The following is a 13,565-nucleotide window of genomic DNA, read 5'->3' as shown; positions in this document are numbered from 1 at the left end:
TCCGCTGGACGCGCCCAGCGCGGGCGGATGTCAGGTGCCGGCCACCAGGTGCGCCGCGAGGTTGTGGTTGGCGTCCTGACGGCTGGTGTCCCCGCCCAGCTCGGGGCCGACGTGGCGGCCGGCGAGTGGGATTCGGACCGGCGTGGGGACGGTATAGGATTTCTGCTCCTGCACGGAACGGGGCCGCGCTCGGCCGGATGCGCCGCTTCGGCCTCGCCGGGCGCCGTGGCGTCCGGGACGAAGGGTGGACACCCCGGATGCACCAGCGGATCCTGCTGCGAGCCCGCAAGGGCCCGTTCGACGTCGTCACCGCCGAGGAGACCTACGAGCGGGACTGGATCGGCAAGAACAGCGGCAACCTGGTCTTCAGCCACGCCGCGCACAAGCTTCTGGCCACCTCGGCGGCGGAGATCACCCCGTCGCGCTTCCGGGCGGACCCGCGCGATGCCGACGAGATCAACGAGAAGTACGACGTCTTCGTGATCCCGCTGGCGAACGCGTTTCGCCACGACTACGCGAACCGGCTGACCTCGATGGCCCGGCTGATCGAGCGGCTCAAGATCCCGGTGGTGGTGCTCGGGGTCGGGGCGCAGACCGACGTGGACGGCGGCCTGGAGTCCCTGCGCCCGATCGACGAGCCGGTGAAGGCGTTCTGCCGGGCGGTGCTGGACCGGTCGCACAGCATCGGCGTACGCGGCGAGATCAGCGAAACCTATCTGCGCTCGCTGGGGTTCTCCGCGGTCGAGCAGATCGGCTGTCCGTCGATGTTCCTGCACGGCGACAGCCTCCGGGTCGAGAAGGCGAAGGCGACCCTGAGCACCGAGGACCGGCTCGCGTTCGTCATCTCGCCGTACGTCCGCGCCTTGGCCCCGCTCGTCCGCCACCACCACCGGCGCTACCCGAACCTGCGCTACGTGGCGCAGGGCCTGTACGCCCTCGGTACCCTGCTCTACGGCGACGCACCGAACTTGCGCGGCAAGACCGACGACATGCCCATCCACACCTCACACCCGCTCTTCGTCGAGGACAAGGTGCGGATGTTCGTGGACCCGTGGCCCTGGATGGAGTATCTCTCCGGATTCGACTTCGCCTTCGGCACCCGGATCCACGGCACCATCACGGCGCTGATCTCCGGCACTCCCGGGTATCTCCTCGCACACGACTCGCGCACCCTGGAACTGGCCCGCTACTTCGACATCCCGCACCGGTTGATGCGCGACGTACCGGCCGACGTCGACGCCGCCCAACTCTACGAGGAAGCCGACTACACGGCCCTGAACGAGGGCCACAAGGAGCGCTTCGCGCGGATCACCGCGTTCCTCGCCAAGCACGACCTCGGCCTTTCGTTCGCCGACGGGGACAGTGCCACCCGCTTCGACGAGCAGGTCCGCCAGACCGTCTACCCGCAGGCGGTCCGGCCGGCCTCCGCCTACACCACCGACGAACTGCTGGCGCGCATGCAGTGGCTGCGGGACGAGAACCGGACGCTGCAGCAGAAGCTCAAGGCACGCCGCGCGCAGCCACTGCGCGAGCAGGTCAAGCAGGCGGTGGGCGGCCGGGTCCGCCGGATGCTGTCGCGCTGACCGTCGTACACCTGCTCGGCAGCGGAGTAGCCGGCGCCGGCGTCGATCACCCGCCGTCCGGCCCGGACCCCGCCGCGTCCAGCAGCGCTTCCGCCGGGTACGCGCAGAGCTTGGCGAGGCTGCGCTCGTACGCCCCGGCCCGTCCGGCCCACCGCGACCGATCGTGTACGTGGAAGGCGCCATTTGATCATGGCGCCAGCCTGGTACTCCAACGTCACGTGGAGGCGTTGCGAATGACGCGGGTACGAGGACGGCCACCGAGTCGATCACCGATGGGGTGTGCGGACAACCGAAGATCGTGCGATGGCCGTGGGCCGCGGCGTAGACCCTGCCCGACGGCGAGTCACCCTGGACGAGCCGCAGAGGCGTGTCGCTGACCGATTCGCCCGTGCGGAGCCACGGGCGACGGCGACGGCGTTCGTCGAGGCTGTTGTCGACCCGAGGCGACCTGGCCGCTACGCATCAGTCGCCGGACGACGGAAGGTTCAGCTCGCGTTTCCGCCCGACGGACCTCACCTCTAGGCCGTAGGTCTGGGTGGGGACACGCGGGCCCTCGGCCAACACGTCGAAGGCTGCAACGGCAGCGGTGGTCCCGACCGCCGCTACCAGCGTAAATTCTGGTGGTAGGTGGTGCACTGCGGCGGTGTAGCCGACGGCCGGGCCAAGCATTCCGGTGAGAGACTTCCGGCCGATCCGAACCGCGAGTGTGAAACGGTTGGCCTTCTGGGGGCCCTTGGCCAACTCCCGCAGCCGAGCAGCGTACGTGACGGCAGCTTCGCGCAGGTCTTCGGCGTTATCGTCCGATGGGTCGTTCACCCACGCCCGCCGAGCCTGGAAGAAGCCGAGTCCCTCGCTGCCGTCGCGGATCGCAAGGAGCTCGTTAGGGCTTGCCGCCAACAATGACCGCACCGCAGGTAGGCGGATATCAATCGTGATCGACCGCAGGGTCTCTGGATCTGGGGCGAGCGCTGCCAACGATGGAACGACTGGCGCGGCGTTGACCGCGAGCGCACCCGGGATGTTGTGGGTCGAGTCGAATTTTCGTGCCTGGCTCCGCTGGTACGCCACGTTGATGACATCTACCAGGAAACTGACCTGCTCGGATCGGTAGCTGTCACCGGCCAGATCGACTGCCCTGATCAGATCGCGGGGCTTGTTGAAGATCCGGTCACGATCGAGCACGCCGAGATGCCAACCGATCGCGTTGAACAGCTCCGCCCGTCTGATGCCCAAGCCACCGTGTCGTGCCGTCTCGCGGGCAGCGACTGGACCGATCGTCTCTCGAAGGTCTGTCATTGCTCGCCAGTACATCTGGTGCTTCGGGTGGTCAGTGGTGAGTTCCGGCTGCGTCAGCACCGCGTTGATGAGGTCTGCGAAGGCACCCCCCAGGTTCGGCGGCCAAGGAATGTAACCAGACGTCGACCTTCGGAAGGCGAAGTCCAGTCGGTCAGCGAATTTGGCGGGTTGTGAGCGGTACTGTTCTTCCTCGATTCCCCTTACCTGCTGGGCGCCGATCAACTCTAGTATCTCCGCGAAGCTGGACAAGTTCTCGTCACGGAAGGCCGGCACTACCCGGCCCTTGGCAAGGGCTTGCTCGAAGAGTGACGTCCCCTTGGCGCTCTCGACATGTGCGATGAGGAAGCGACAGTTGAAGAAGAAGACATCGGGTACTACTAGTGCGGTCGGCTCGAAAAGAAGGTTGTAAACCAGGCTACGAAGAAAGTCGGGTTCCGACATGGAATGTTCGATCCCGCCGTCGGTCGGTGAAAAGTAGAGACGTTGGGCGTTTGCATCAGAGAGGGGGTTGTCGCTCACGGCTCGAGGTTAAGCGGAAACTCGTTCACGCGGCTGGCGGCAAACTGACAGTTGAATGGCCTCGGGAACAGGGTGACGAGCTGGGGCCACCGGTGTGCGCGAGGTGGTTCGGCGGCAGGCGGCTGGGTGGTCCGCCGAGGATGTGTCGGTGCCGGATGATTGCACACCCGCCGCGGGGTCGCAGACCGCGACGTACGGCTGGCGCAGATGGCATTGAGACGTGATGCGTGCTGTCGTTCTGTCCGGGTATGCGAGATGCACCGAGTTATTCCGACATGGCGTGACAGAACCGTGGTGGACCTGGAGGCCAAGGGGTGGTCGGTTCGAATCGGCCGTCCCGACAGCACCACGTCGACCCAGGGACCGAGGGCGAGGTGGGCCGAGCTTCTTGCGGCGATTTCCTGCATCCGCGCCGGTTCTCCGTCCTACTGGTTGCAGCGCGACTCAGCCAGTGCGGACAGGGAGGGGCTCGATCATGAAGATCGTCGTCATCGGTGGCAGCGGCCTCGTCGGCTCCAAGCTCGTGAAGATCCTCGACGCCCAGGGCCACGAGGCGGTGCCGGCGTCGCCGAAGACCGGCGTGAACACGCTGACCGGCGAGGGAGTGGCGGACGTGCTCTCCGGTGCCGAAGCCGTCGTCGACGTGTCGAACTCGCCGTCGCTCGAGGGCGGAGCCGCACTGGAGTTCTTCGAGACGTCCACGCGGAACCTCCTCGCCGCCGCCGCGGATGCCGGGGTGGGTCACCACGTGGCGCTCTCCGTCGTGGGCTCCGAACGGCTTCCGGACAGCGGTTACCTGCGGGCGAAGGTCGCCCAGGAGACGCTCATCACCGCGTCCGGTCTCCCGTACTCGCTGGTGCACGCCACGCAGTTCTTCGAGTTCGTTCAGGGCATCGTCGACGCCGCCACGGACGGCGACACCGTGTACCTCGCGCCGGTGCTCATCCAGCCGATGGCAGCGGACGACGTCGCCGCCGCGGTGGCCGAGGTCGTGGTCGGCGTGCCGGCCAACGGTGTGGTCGAGGTCGGTGGCCCGGAGCAGTTCCGCCTCGACGAACTGGGACGATCCACCCTCGCGGTCCAGCACGATCCTCGGTCGGTGGTGAGTGATCCCGACGCCCGCTATTTCGGTGCCGCGCTGTCCGAACGCTCGCTCGTCCCCGCCGACGGCGCCCGCATCGCCGGTACGCGCCTCGACGACTGGCGAGTGCGGGCGGCCCACGGCCGGTAGGCCGGCGTCGGGCCGCTGTCCGGGCGTGGACGAGAGGGTCGTCGGCGGCCTCCTTCCGAGAGGGGCGCGCCACCTGCTCCGAAACTTTCGGCGCTCGTCCGGTCGGAAAGCCGCCCTGCCGTCCGGCGCTCTTGCTGGCAGCGAGGTCATTGACGGATGACGGGGCAGTTAGTAGCCTCAGCGCACAAAATCATGGCATGTAAATATCTCGATAAGTTTCGGAGGCGACGCGCTTACCGAGGACGGGACAACGACTGACCCGTCGGTGAGGCCACTCGTCAGCTTCTGCCTGCGCGCCCGCGCCGGCGGGAACCCGCCACCCCACCACCGCCGCTCACGATCACACCGATGGAGGGCCGTTGAAACGCGTCCGGACCACCACCACAGCCGTCATGGCCGCCGTCGCGCTCCTCCTCGCCGGGTGTGGCGGATCAGACGGCAAGTCCGACTCGAAGACGTTCGAGTTCTGGTCGTTCGCCAACATCAACCAGAAGGCCGACGTCGACGTCTACACCAAGGCGCACCCGGATGTGCGCGTCAAGCTCACCGAGGTGGGCACCACGACCGAGACCGCGCAGGCGCTCACCGCCGCGCTGGCCGGTGGCAAGGTGCCCGACCTGGTGCTGATCCAGGCCGACGACCTGCCGAAGTTCATGCAGTCCCCGGACAACTTCGTCGACCTCACCACGCTGGGCGCGAACGACATCAAGGGCAACTACCTCGACTGGGTGATGGCGCAGTCGACGACCGAGGACGGGAAGATCATCGGCGTGCCGACCGACGTCGGCGGCTTGGCGGTGGCCTACCGTACCGATCTGTTCAAGGCGGCCGGCCTGCCCACCGACCGGGACGAGGTCGCCAAGCTCTGGCCGACGTGGGACGAGTTCATCAACGTCGGTAAGCAGTACGTCCAGAAGACCGGGAAGCCGTTCGTGGACAACACGCCGACCAGCGTCTTCTTCCAGGCGGTCAACCAGGGCAGTCAGCGTTACTACAGCGCCGACCGCAAGCTGGACTACGACAACGAGCAGGTCAAGGCGGCCTTCGACGTGACGCTGAAGGCCTTCGACGCGGGCATCTCCGCCAAGCAGGGGTCGTTCTCGTCCGGCTGGACCGCGGCCATGAAGAAGGGCGACTACGCGGTGGTGTGCTCACCGTCCTGGATGCTCAGCCAGATGAAGACGAACGCTCCCGAGACGAACGGCAAGTGGGACATCGCCACCATTCCCGGTGGCTCGGGGAACTGGGGCGGCAGCTTCCTCGCCATCCCCAAGCGCGCCAAGAACGCGAAGGCGGCGTGGAACTACATCTCCGAGATGCAGTCGCCGAAGGGCCAGCTCGACCACTTCCTGATGCAGGGGTCGCTGCCCACCACCCCGTCGGTCTACACCGACCCGCAGTTGGTGGGGAAGACCGACCCGTTCTTCAGCAACGCGCCGATCGGCAAGATCTACACCCAGTCGGTGCTGGGGATCAAGCCCTTCTACTTCGGTCCGCAGGACGGCCCCATCGGCACCGAGTTCCTCAACACGCTCACCAGCGTCGAGCAGGGCAAGGTGGCCCCGGCCAACGCCTGGAACACCGCGCTGACAAACGTCAAGAACGCCGTACGGGAATGACGGAGGGCTGATGCGCGGCGGCCGGGTACCGCCCGGCCGCCGCGCATCGGGAGGGTGACGCTTTGACCACCATGCTCGGCCCGGCCCCGGTCCCACCGGACGTCCGCAGGCCCGCTCGCAACCGGCGGATCCAGCAGGGCGTACGGGAGTTCCTGGCGCCGTACGCGTACATCTCGCCGTTCTTCGTGCTCTTCCTGATCTTCGGCCTCTTCCCGCTGCTGTTCACCTTCTACATCTCGCTGTTCGACTGGGATCCCATCGGCGAGCACCGCTTCGTGGGGCTGGACAACTTCGCCGAACTCCTGGACGACCCGCGCTTCTGGGGGGCGCTGCGGAACACGTTCAGCATCTGGGTGCTGTCGACCGTGCCGCAGTTGCTCCTGGCGCTCGGCCTGGCCCACCTGCTCAACCACGCGCGGCTGCGGCTGGCCGCGTTGTTCCGGATGTCGGTGCTCGTTCCCTACGTCACGTCGGTGGCGGCCACGACGATCGTCTTCGCCCAGATGTTCGACCGGGACTACGGCATGATCAACTGGTTCCTCGGGTTGCTGGGCTTCGACCACATCGACTTCACGGCGTCGCTGTGGGGCAGCCACATCATGATCGCCACGATGATCGCCTGGCGCTGGACCGGATACAACACACTGCTGTACCTCGCCGCGCTCCAGGCGGTTCCCCGGGAACTGTACGAGGCCGCCGCCGCCGACGGTGCGAACGGCTGGAGACAGTTCCTGCACATCAGCATCCCCTCGCTACGGCCGATCATCGCGTTCACCGTCGTGACGTCGACCATCGGCGGGCTGCAGGTCTTCACCGAGCCGCTGCTGGCCAACCCGGTCGGCGGACTCACGTGCGGGGCGGCACGGCAGTGCCAGACCGTCACCCTCTACCTCTACGAGCAGTCCTTCGGGCAGTTCCACTTCGGCTACGGCGCGGCGGTCGGCGTCGCGCTCTTCGTCATCGTGGTGGCCTTCTCCGGACTCAACTATCTGCTGACCACCCGAATCCGTTCGGAGCGCCCATGAAGCCCGTACCCCCGACCGCCGCGCCCGGGCGGGCCAGGCGGCGCCAGGCCAACCGCGTCCCGATCCCGGTGTACGCGCTGCTCACCCTCATGGCGCTCGTCAGCGTCTTCCCGCTCTACTGGATGTTCGTGGTGGCGACGACGGACTCCGCCACCGCGACGACTCTCCCCCCGACCCTCACGCCCGGCGGCAACTTCCTGCACCTGGCGGAGCTGGTCTTCACCATCGTGCCGTTCGTGCAGTCCCTGCTGAACAGCGTCATCGTCGCCGGCACGATCGCGGTGGGCCAGGCGGTGCTCTGCGCGTTGGCCGGCTTCGCCTTCGCCAAGCTGTCCTTCCCGGGCCGCAACACGCTGTTCCTCATCGTCGTGCTGACCATGACGGTGCCGGCGCAGTTGGCGGTGGTGCCGCAGTACCTGATCATGTCGGAGTTGAACTGGGTGGACAGCCTCCAGGCGGTGATCGTTCCCGGGCTGGTCAGCGCGTTCGGCATCTTCTGGATGCGCCAGCACATCGGCAGCACCATCGACGACGAGCTGATGCAGGCGGCGCGGGTGGACGGAGCGACCACCTGGCAGATCTTCTGGCGGATAGCCTTCCCGCTGGTCCGGCCGGCGGCGTACGTGCTGGGGCTGTTCACGTTCGTCTACGCGTGGAACGACTTCCTGTGGCCGTTCATCGTCCTGAAGTCGCCGGAGAACTACACCGTCCAGATCGCCATCAAGGCGCTGCAGCAGAACCGGGACATCGATCTGGGCCTGGCGATGTCCGGCTCCTTCCTGGCCACCATTCCGCTGCTGGTGCTGTTCGTCTTCGTCGGACGCCGTCTGGTGCAGGGAATCATGGAAGGCGCGTTCAAGGGGTGAGGTACCGTGCCGGTCTGTCATCCGGCCGGCCGGTAGTCGAACCAGTCGAATGCGGCGGTTCCCTCGGTGACGTACATGCCGATGACCCGGCCGGTGAACCCGGAGGCGACCTCGGTGGACAGGTAGCGCCCGTCGAGTTCGGCCAGGGACGACCAGCCGTCGCCGGTCTCGACCTCGAACCGGATCGTGTCGCTGCCGGCAGCCGTGACGCCCACGAGGCCCGCCTGCGCCAGGTCGCCGGACGAGGTGACGGTCGGGGGCAGCACGTCGGCGGTCCGGGTGCTCAGTGCCACGGTCACCGCCCCGGCCGGCACGGGACACTCCCCGAACACCTGACGGAACGGCCCGACCCGGCCGACGACCCGAGCCCGTCCCCGCGCGAGTTCCAGGTCGTAGTGGTGGGCCTCGTCGATCCTGATCGTCAGGCCGGCGCGGCCGGAGCCGGGATCGACGCGGGCATCGACCCGGCAGTCGTGGTGCTGCTGACGGCGGCCGACGACGGTGGCGCCACTGCGGTCGAGGCTGTCGCCGGTCGCGTGCAGGGTCAGCCAGCCGGGCCGGTCGGTCAGCGACCACGCCGAGGCGGGCCGGTCCCGGGGAGAGATCCACTGTGCCCCCAGCCGCTCGTCGTCGAAGTCGTCCCGGTCGTCCCACCGTCTGGTCCCCGCCGCGCCGGTCCCGCACGAGACGGGATCGACCACCGGCCACCCGTCGACCCAGCGCACCGGCACCAGGAACGTCTCCCGCCCCAGCACGTGGTAGGGCGGCCACTGGCCCCTCGGCCGGATGCCCAGCAGGACCATCCACCAGCTGCCGTCGGCGGCCTCGACCATGTCGGCGTGCCCGGTCGCCTGCACCGGCCGGTCGGTGCCGCGATGCGTCAGGATCGGATTGGCCGGCCCGGGCTGGAACGGCCCGCGCGGCGAGCGCGCGCGGGCGACGCTCACCGCGTGGCCGGTGTGGGTGCCACCCTCCGAGACGAGCAGGTACCACCAGTCGCCGACCCGGTACAGATGCGGCGCCTCGGGATACTGGCCGCCCGTTCCCGACCACATCGGCACCGGGCCTTCGAAGACCTCTCCGGTACGCGGGTCGATCCGGTACGACTCGACCCCGGACACCGTCATCCAGCAGTTGCCGTCGTCGTCCCACGCCGGCGACGGGTCCACATGGGGCAGGTCCAGATAGACCGGATCCGACCACGGTCCGGCCGGATCGGTCGCCGTGACGATCAGGTGCCGGCCGAGCGTGACGTTCGTCGTGACGACCCAGAACCGGTCGTCGTGGTAGCGGATCGTCGGCGCGTAGATGCCCCGCGAGGCGAGTGTGTCGGCGGGCAACCGGAGTTGACCGGGGCGGTCGAGCACGTTGCCGATCTGGCGCCAGCGGAACAGGTCGCGACTGTGGAAGATCGGAACACCGGGCGAGTACTCGAAGCTCGAACACACGAGGTAGTAGTCGTCGCCGGCACGGCAGATGCTCGGATCGGGCCAGAAGCCCGGGAGGATCGGGTTGCGGTAGCCACCGTCCGCGGGCTTCGGTTCCATTTCCGCTCCTTCTCGTACGGGCACGGCACCGGCCGGTGGCAGGGCGCGCATCCGCACAGCCGGCCCGGCATGAACAGCAGAACCAAGGATGAGGGATGAGGAGCCTCCGCCGCCGACTGTCCGGGCGGCTCCGCCGCACCCGTCGCCACGCGGCCACGGAGCCTCCGTACGCCTTCACCGTGCGGCGCGGGCTGCGCGTGCCGATGGACGACGGCGTCGAACTGATCGCCGACCTCTACCTGCCGGCCGGTCCGGTGCACCCGCCGTTGCCCACTGTGGTCGTCCGCTCGCCGTACGGCCGGCACGGCTCGCTCACCCACGCGCCGGCGCTGGCCGGCGAGGGGTTCACGGTCCTGGTGCAGAGCTGCCGCGGTACGGGCGGCTCCGGTGGCAGCTTTCGGCCGCAGCTCGACGAGCAGCACGACGGCATGGCCACCCACCGGTGGGTACGCCGACAGCAGTGGTTCACCGGCACCGTCGCGACGTACGGGGAGAGCTACCTCGGCTACACCCAGTGGGCCGTGGCGGGACGGATGTGCCGGGACGATCCCGGTAACGCCCCCGACGCCCTGTGCCTGAACGTCACGATGGCCGACTTCGGCGCGGTCACCTGGAACAACGGCGCCTTCTCGCTGGGCGGCTCGCTCGGCTGGTCGCGTCTGATGGCCCTGCGGGGCATGCGTGGCGCCCTGGTCCGGGCGCGGCTCGCGCGGCGGCCGGACCGGAAGCTGGCCGAAGCCTTCGACGTCCTGCCCCTGTCCCGCGGCGACACGGCGGTGGCGGGCCACCCGATCGGCTGGTACCAGGAATGGCTGGCCCACGAGCGGCTCACCGACGACTACTGGACCCGGCAGTCGCACACCGCGTCCGTGCCCGACGTCACCGCACCGGTGTACATGGCCACCGGCTGGTACGACATCTTCCTGCCCTGGCAGCTGCGCAACTACGCCCAGCTCGCCGCGGCCGGTCGCCCGCCGCGGCTCACCATCGGCCCGTGGGGCCACAGCAGCGAGCAGAGCCCGTTCCTCGCCGAGTCGGTCGCGTTCCTCAAGGAACACTTCGCCGGTACGCCGGCGGCCCGGCCGGCGCCCGTGCGCGCCTTCCTCACCGGTGCGCAGCAGTGGCGTGACCTGCCCGCGTGGCCGCCGCCGGGCACCGCCGCGCAGCGGTGGTACCTGCATCCGTACGGGCTGCTCGACCCGGCCGCTCCCGACGGTGGCAGCACCCGCTACACCTACGACCCGGACCGGCCCACACCCGCACTCGGTGGTCCCGGCCTGGGCCCGGCTCCCGGTCCGGTCGACAACAGCGCCCACGAACGCCGTACGGACGTGGCGGTCTTCCGCAGCCGACTGCTGGACCACGCCGTCGTCCTCGCCGGGGAGCCGATCGCCCGCGTCCGGTTCCGTTCGACGGCAGCCAGCGCGGACGTGTTCGTCCGGATCTGCGACGTGCACCCCGACGGCCGCTCGATGACCGTGTGCGACGGCATCCGGCGCATCGGCGGCGTCGGCACCGCGGCGACCGACCCGCGGCCCGACGGGGACGGTTACGTCGAGCTGGACGTGCCACTGTGGCCGGCGTTCCACCGCTTCGCCGCCGGCCACCGCGTCGCCGTGCAGGTCAGCTCCGGAGCGCATCCGCGCTACGCCCGCAATCCCGGCACCGGCGAACCTGCCGCCACCGCGACCACCACGGTACGGGCGCGGCAGGAGATCTCCCACGAGGGCGCCCACCCGTCCCGGATCGACCTGCCGGTGTGGACGTGAACGGGCGCGAACGCGGCAGCAGGAATGCACATGTAACGCAAGACCCGTCGAGGAGGGCTCCCGGATGACATCCGTATTCCACGTGGCGACAAGCGGTTCGGATCGCGCCGACGGCAGCGCCGAGCGGCCCTTCCGGACGATCAACCGGGCGGCCGGCGTCGCGCAGCCCGGTGACACGGTGCTGGTGCACGCGGGGGAGTACCGCGAGTGGGTCAAGCCGCGCCGTGGCGGTCTCGGCGACTCCCGCCGCATCACCTACGAGGCGGCGCCCGGCGAGCACGTGGTGATCAAGGGATCGGAACGCGTCACCGGCTGGGAGCCGCTCGGCGGGACGGTATGGCGGGCGGTCGTCGACAACTCGCTGTTCGGCTCGTTCAACCCGTTCGCCGAGGAGGTGGCAGGCGACTGGATCGTGTACGGCAGGGATGCGCCGCGCAGGCACCTCGGCGACGTCTACCTCAACGGCCTGAGCTTCTTCGAGGTGGCGAGCCGGGCGGAGGTCGACGATCCGCCCCGGCGTACGGAGGTCGTCGACGACTGGACCAGCCTGTCCCGTCCGGTCGGCGATCCCGACCAGACCCGGCTCGTCTGGTACGCCGAGGCCGGTGAGCGGACGACGATCTGGGCCAACTTCCAGGGCGCCGACCCGAACACGGAGCTGGTGGAGATCAACGTACGCCGCAGCGTCTTCTACCCGGAACATCCGCACCTGGACTACATCACCGTGCGTGGCTTCGAGCTGGCGCACGCGGCCAGCCCGTGGGCGCCGCCGACCGCCGACCAGCCGGGGCTGATCGGGCCCGGCTGGGCGAAGGGGTGGGTCATCGAGGACAACGTGATCCATGACGCCAAGTGCGCGGCGATCTCGATCGGGAAGGAGGGGTCGACCGGGCAGAACTTCTCGGCTCTGCGCGGTGACAAGCCGGGCTACCAGTACCAGGTGGAGTCGGTCTTCGCGGCCCGCCAGATCGGGTGGGACCGGGAGCACATCGGCTCCCACGTGATCCGCCGCAACACGATCTACGACTGCGGCCAGAACGCGATAGTCGGTCACCTCGGATGCGCGTTCTCCACGATCGAGGACAACCACATCCACCGCATCGGCGTGAAGCGCGAGTTCTACGGGTACGAGATCGCCGGCATCAAGCTGCACGCCGCCATCGACGTGGTGATCCGGCACAACCGGATCCACGACTGCTCGCTCGGCACCTGGCTGGACTGGCAGGCGCAGGGCACGCGGCTCTCCCGCAACGTCTATCACGACAACTGCCGGGACCTCTTCGTCGAGGTGAGCCACGGCCCGTACCTGGTCGAGCACAACATCTTCGGCTCGCCCGCCGCGCTGGAGCTGTTCAGCCAGGGAGGTGCCTTCGTCTGCAACCTGATCTGTGGCACGGTGCGGCTGGAGCCGGTGCTGGACCGCGCCACGCCGTATCACCGGCCGCACAGCACCCAGGTGGCCGGGTATGCGGTGATCTACGGCGGTGACGACAGGTACGTGGGGAACCTCTTCGTGGGCGGCGACCCGGGCGCGGCCTACGGGGCGGGCGCGGAGGGCGAGGGACCACCGGTGACCGGCACCGCCGGATACGACGGCCATCCCGCGTCGTTCGCCGAGTACCTGGCCCGTCTCGCCGACCAGCCGCCCAGCGACCAGCAGAAGTACGTCGACGTGAGACAACCGGTGTACGCCCGCGCGAACGTCTACGCCGCCGGCGCCCGGCCGTTCGAGGGTGAGCGTGAGCCACGGGTGCTGGGCGCCGCTATAGCGACGGTCGTCGTCGAGGGCGACGCGGTCTGGCTCGTCACCGATCTTCCCGAGGCGTTCGACGAGGCCCGTGTCGGTCTGATCAGCGGCCGGGACCTGGAACGGGTCCGGTGCGCCGACGCGGAGTTCGAGGAGGCGGACGGCAGGCCCGCCGTCATGGACCTCGACCTCACGGGCGTACCCCGGCAACCCGGACGGGACGGCGCCGTCGGCCCCGTCGCGGGCCTGGTGTCAGGGGTGCGCCGTACGCGCGTCTTCTGACGACGGCCGCTCGACGGTGCGGTCAACCTGCCGCCTGCGGCAGGTTGACCGCCCGGGTGGACACGACGTCCGGACCGGCGC

Annotated in this window: 10 protein-coding genes; 7 read left to right on the top strand and 3 right to left on the bottom strand. The window is 68.9% G+C overall.

Features of this window, described 5'->3' with window-relative positions:
- Positions 1–30: 30 nt before the first annotated feature.
- Positions 31–174 carry a hypothetical protein gene (locus V6U82_RS10200; protein WP_181726460.1) on the bottom strand — a complete coding sequence of 48 codons (144 nt, stop codon included), beginning with the start codon at positions 172–174 and terminating at the stop codon, positions 31–33.
- A gap of 83 nt (positions 175–257) precedes the next feature.
- On the opposite strand from V6U82_RS10200, the gene V6U82_RS10195 reads away from it, so the two are divergent.
- Positions 258–1,583 carry a polysaccharide pyruvyl transferase family protein gene (locus V6U82_RS10195; RefSeq protein ID WP_334460685.1) on the top strand — a complete coding sequence of 442 codons (1,326 nt, stop codon included), beginning with the start codon at positions 258–260 and terminating at the stop codon, positions 1,581–1,583.
- A 462-nt stretch (positions 1,584–2,045) separates the two neighbouring features.
- On the opposite strand, the gene V6U82_RS10190 is transcribed toward V6U82_RS10195, so the two are convergent.
- On the bottom strand, positions 2,046–3,398 hold the full coding sequence (locus V6U82_RS10190; RefSeq protein WP_334460683.1) for a hypothetical protein: 1,353 nt from the start codon (positions 3,396–3,398) through the stop codon (positions 2,046–2,048).
- 475 nt (positions 3,399–3,873) lie between these two features.
- Between V6U82_RS10190 and V6U82_RS10185 the strand changes: the two genes are divergently transcribed.
- The 4 genes from V6U82_RS10185 (at position 3,874) to V6U82_RS10170 (ending at position 8,139) form a co-directional block, all read left to right on the top strand.
- A complete protein-coding gene (locus V6U82_RS10185; protein WP_334460682.1) occupies positions 3,874–4,629 on the top strand; it encodes an SDR family oxidoreductase in 756 nt (251 codons plus the stop codon).
- Between the two features lie 359 nt (positions 4,630–4,988).
- Positions 4,989–6,248 (top strand): ABC transporter substrate-binding protein, encoded by a 1,260-nt coding sequence (locus tag V6U82_RS10180; RefSeq protein ID WP_334460681.1) that lies wholly within the window; start codon positions 4,989–4,991, stop codon positions 6,246–6,248.
- Between the two features lie 71 nt (positions 6,249–6,319).
- Positions 6,320–7,273 (top strand): carbohydrate ABC transporter permease, encoded by a 954-nt coding sequence (locus V6U82_RS10175; RefSeq protein WP_334460723.1) that lies wholly within the window; start codon positions 6,320–6,322, stop codon positions 7,271–7,273.
- On the top strand, positions 7,270–8,139 hold the full coding sequence (locus V6U82_RS10170) for a carbohydrate ABC transporter permease (RefSeq protein WP_334460680.1): 870 nt from the start codon (positions 7,270–7,272) through the stop codon (positions 8,137–8,139). Before V6U82_RS10175 ends, V6U82_RS10170 begins: the two co-directional genes overlap by 4 nt.
- Positions 8,140–8,156: 17 nt before the next feature.
- On the opposite strand, the gene V6U82_RS10165 is transcribed toward V6U82_RS10170, so the two are convergent.
- Positions 8,157–9,686 carry a glycoside hydrolase family 43 protein gene (locus V6U82_RS10165; protein WP_334460678.1) on the bottom strand — a complete coding sequence of 510 codons (1,530 nt, stop codon included), beginning with the start codon at positions 9,684–9,686 and terminating at the stop codon, positions 8,157–8,159.
- A 95-nt stretch (positions 9,687–9,781) separates the two neighbouring features.
- On the opposite strand from V6U82_RS10165, the gene V6U82_RS10160 reads away from it, so the two are divergent.
- Together V6U82_RS10160 and V6U82_RS10155 are read left to right on the top strand one after the other, a co-directional pair.
- On the top strand, positions 9,782–11,455 hold the full coding sequence (locus V6U82_RS10160) for a CocE/NonD family hydrolase (protein ID WP_334460677.1): 1,674 nt from the start codon (positions 9,782–9,784) through the stop codon (positions 11,453–11,455).
- 64 nt (positions 11,456–11,519) lie between these two features.
- Positions 11,520–13,484 carry a right-handed parallel beta-helix repeat-containing protein gene (locus V6U82_RS10155; protein ID WP_334460676.1) on the top strand — a complete coding sequence of 655 codons (1,965 nt, stop codon included), beginning with the start codon at positions 11,520–11,522 and terminating at the stop codon, positions 13,482–13,484.
- The last annotated feature ends 81 nt before the right edge of the window (positions 13,485–13,565 follow it).

It is taken from the genome of Micromonospora sp. CPCC 205554 (assembly GCF_036902745.1).
Lineage (GTDB): Bacteria > Actinomycetota > Actinomycetes > Mycobacteriales > Micromonosporaceae > Micromonospora > Micromonospora tulbaghiae.
Note: the sequence above shows the minus strand (reverse complement) of the source record. Positions and strands in the feature narration are given on the sequence as shown.

What these genes read in the sequence shown, in the direction of transcription:
- V6U82_RS10195 (WP_334460685.1), top strand. Translation starts at nt 258, where the DNA reads ATGCACCAGCGGATCCTGCTGCGAGCCCGCAAGGGCCCGTTCGACGTC.
- V6U82_RS10185 (WP_334460682.1), top strand. Translation starts at nt 3,874, where the DNA reads ATGAAGATCGTCGTCATCGGTGGCAGCGGCCTCGTCGGCTCCAAGCTC.
- V6U82_RS10175 (WP_334460723.1), top strand. Translation starts at nt 6,320, where the DNA reads ATGCTCGGCCCGGCCCCGGTCCCACCGGACGTCCGCAGGCCCGCTCGC.
- V6U82_RS10170 (WP_334460680.1), top strand. Translation starts at nt 7,270, where the DNA reads ATGAAGCCCGTACCCCCGACCGCCGCGCCCGGGCGGGCCAGGCGGCGC.
- V6U82_RS10165 (WP_334460678.1), bottom strand. Translation starts at nt 9,686, where the DNA reads ATGGAACCGAAGCCCGCGGACGGTGGCTACCGCAACCCGATCCTCCCG.
- V6U82_RS10160 (WP_334460677.1), top strand. Translation starts at nt 9,782, where the DNA reads ATGAGGAGCCTCCGCCGCCGACTGTCCGGGCGGCTCCGCCGCACCCGT.
- V6U82_RS10155 (WP_334460676.1), top strand. Translation starts at nt 11,520, where the DNA reads ATGACATCCGTATTCCACGTGGCGACAAGCGGTTCGGATCGCGCCGAC.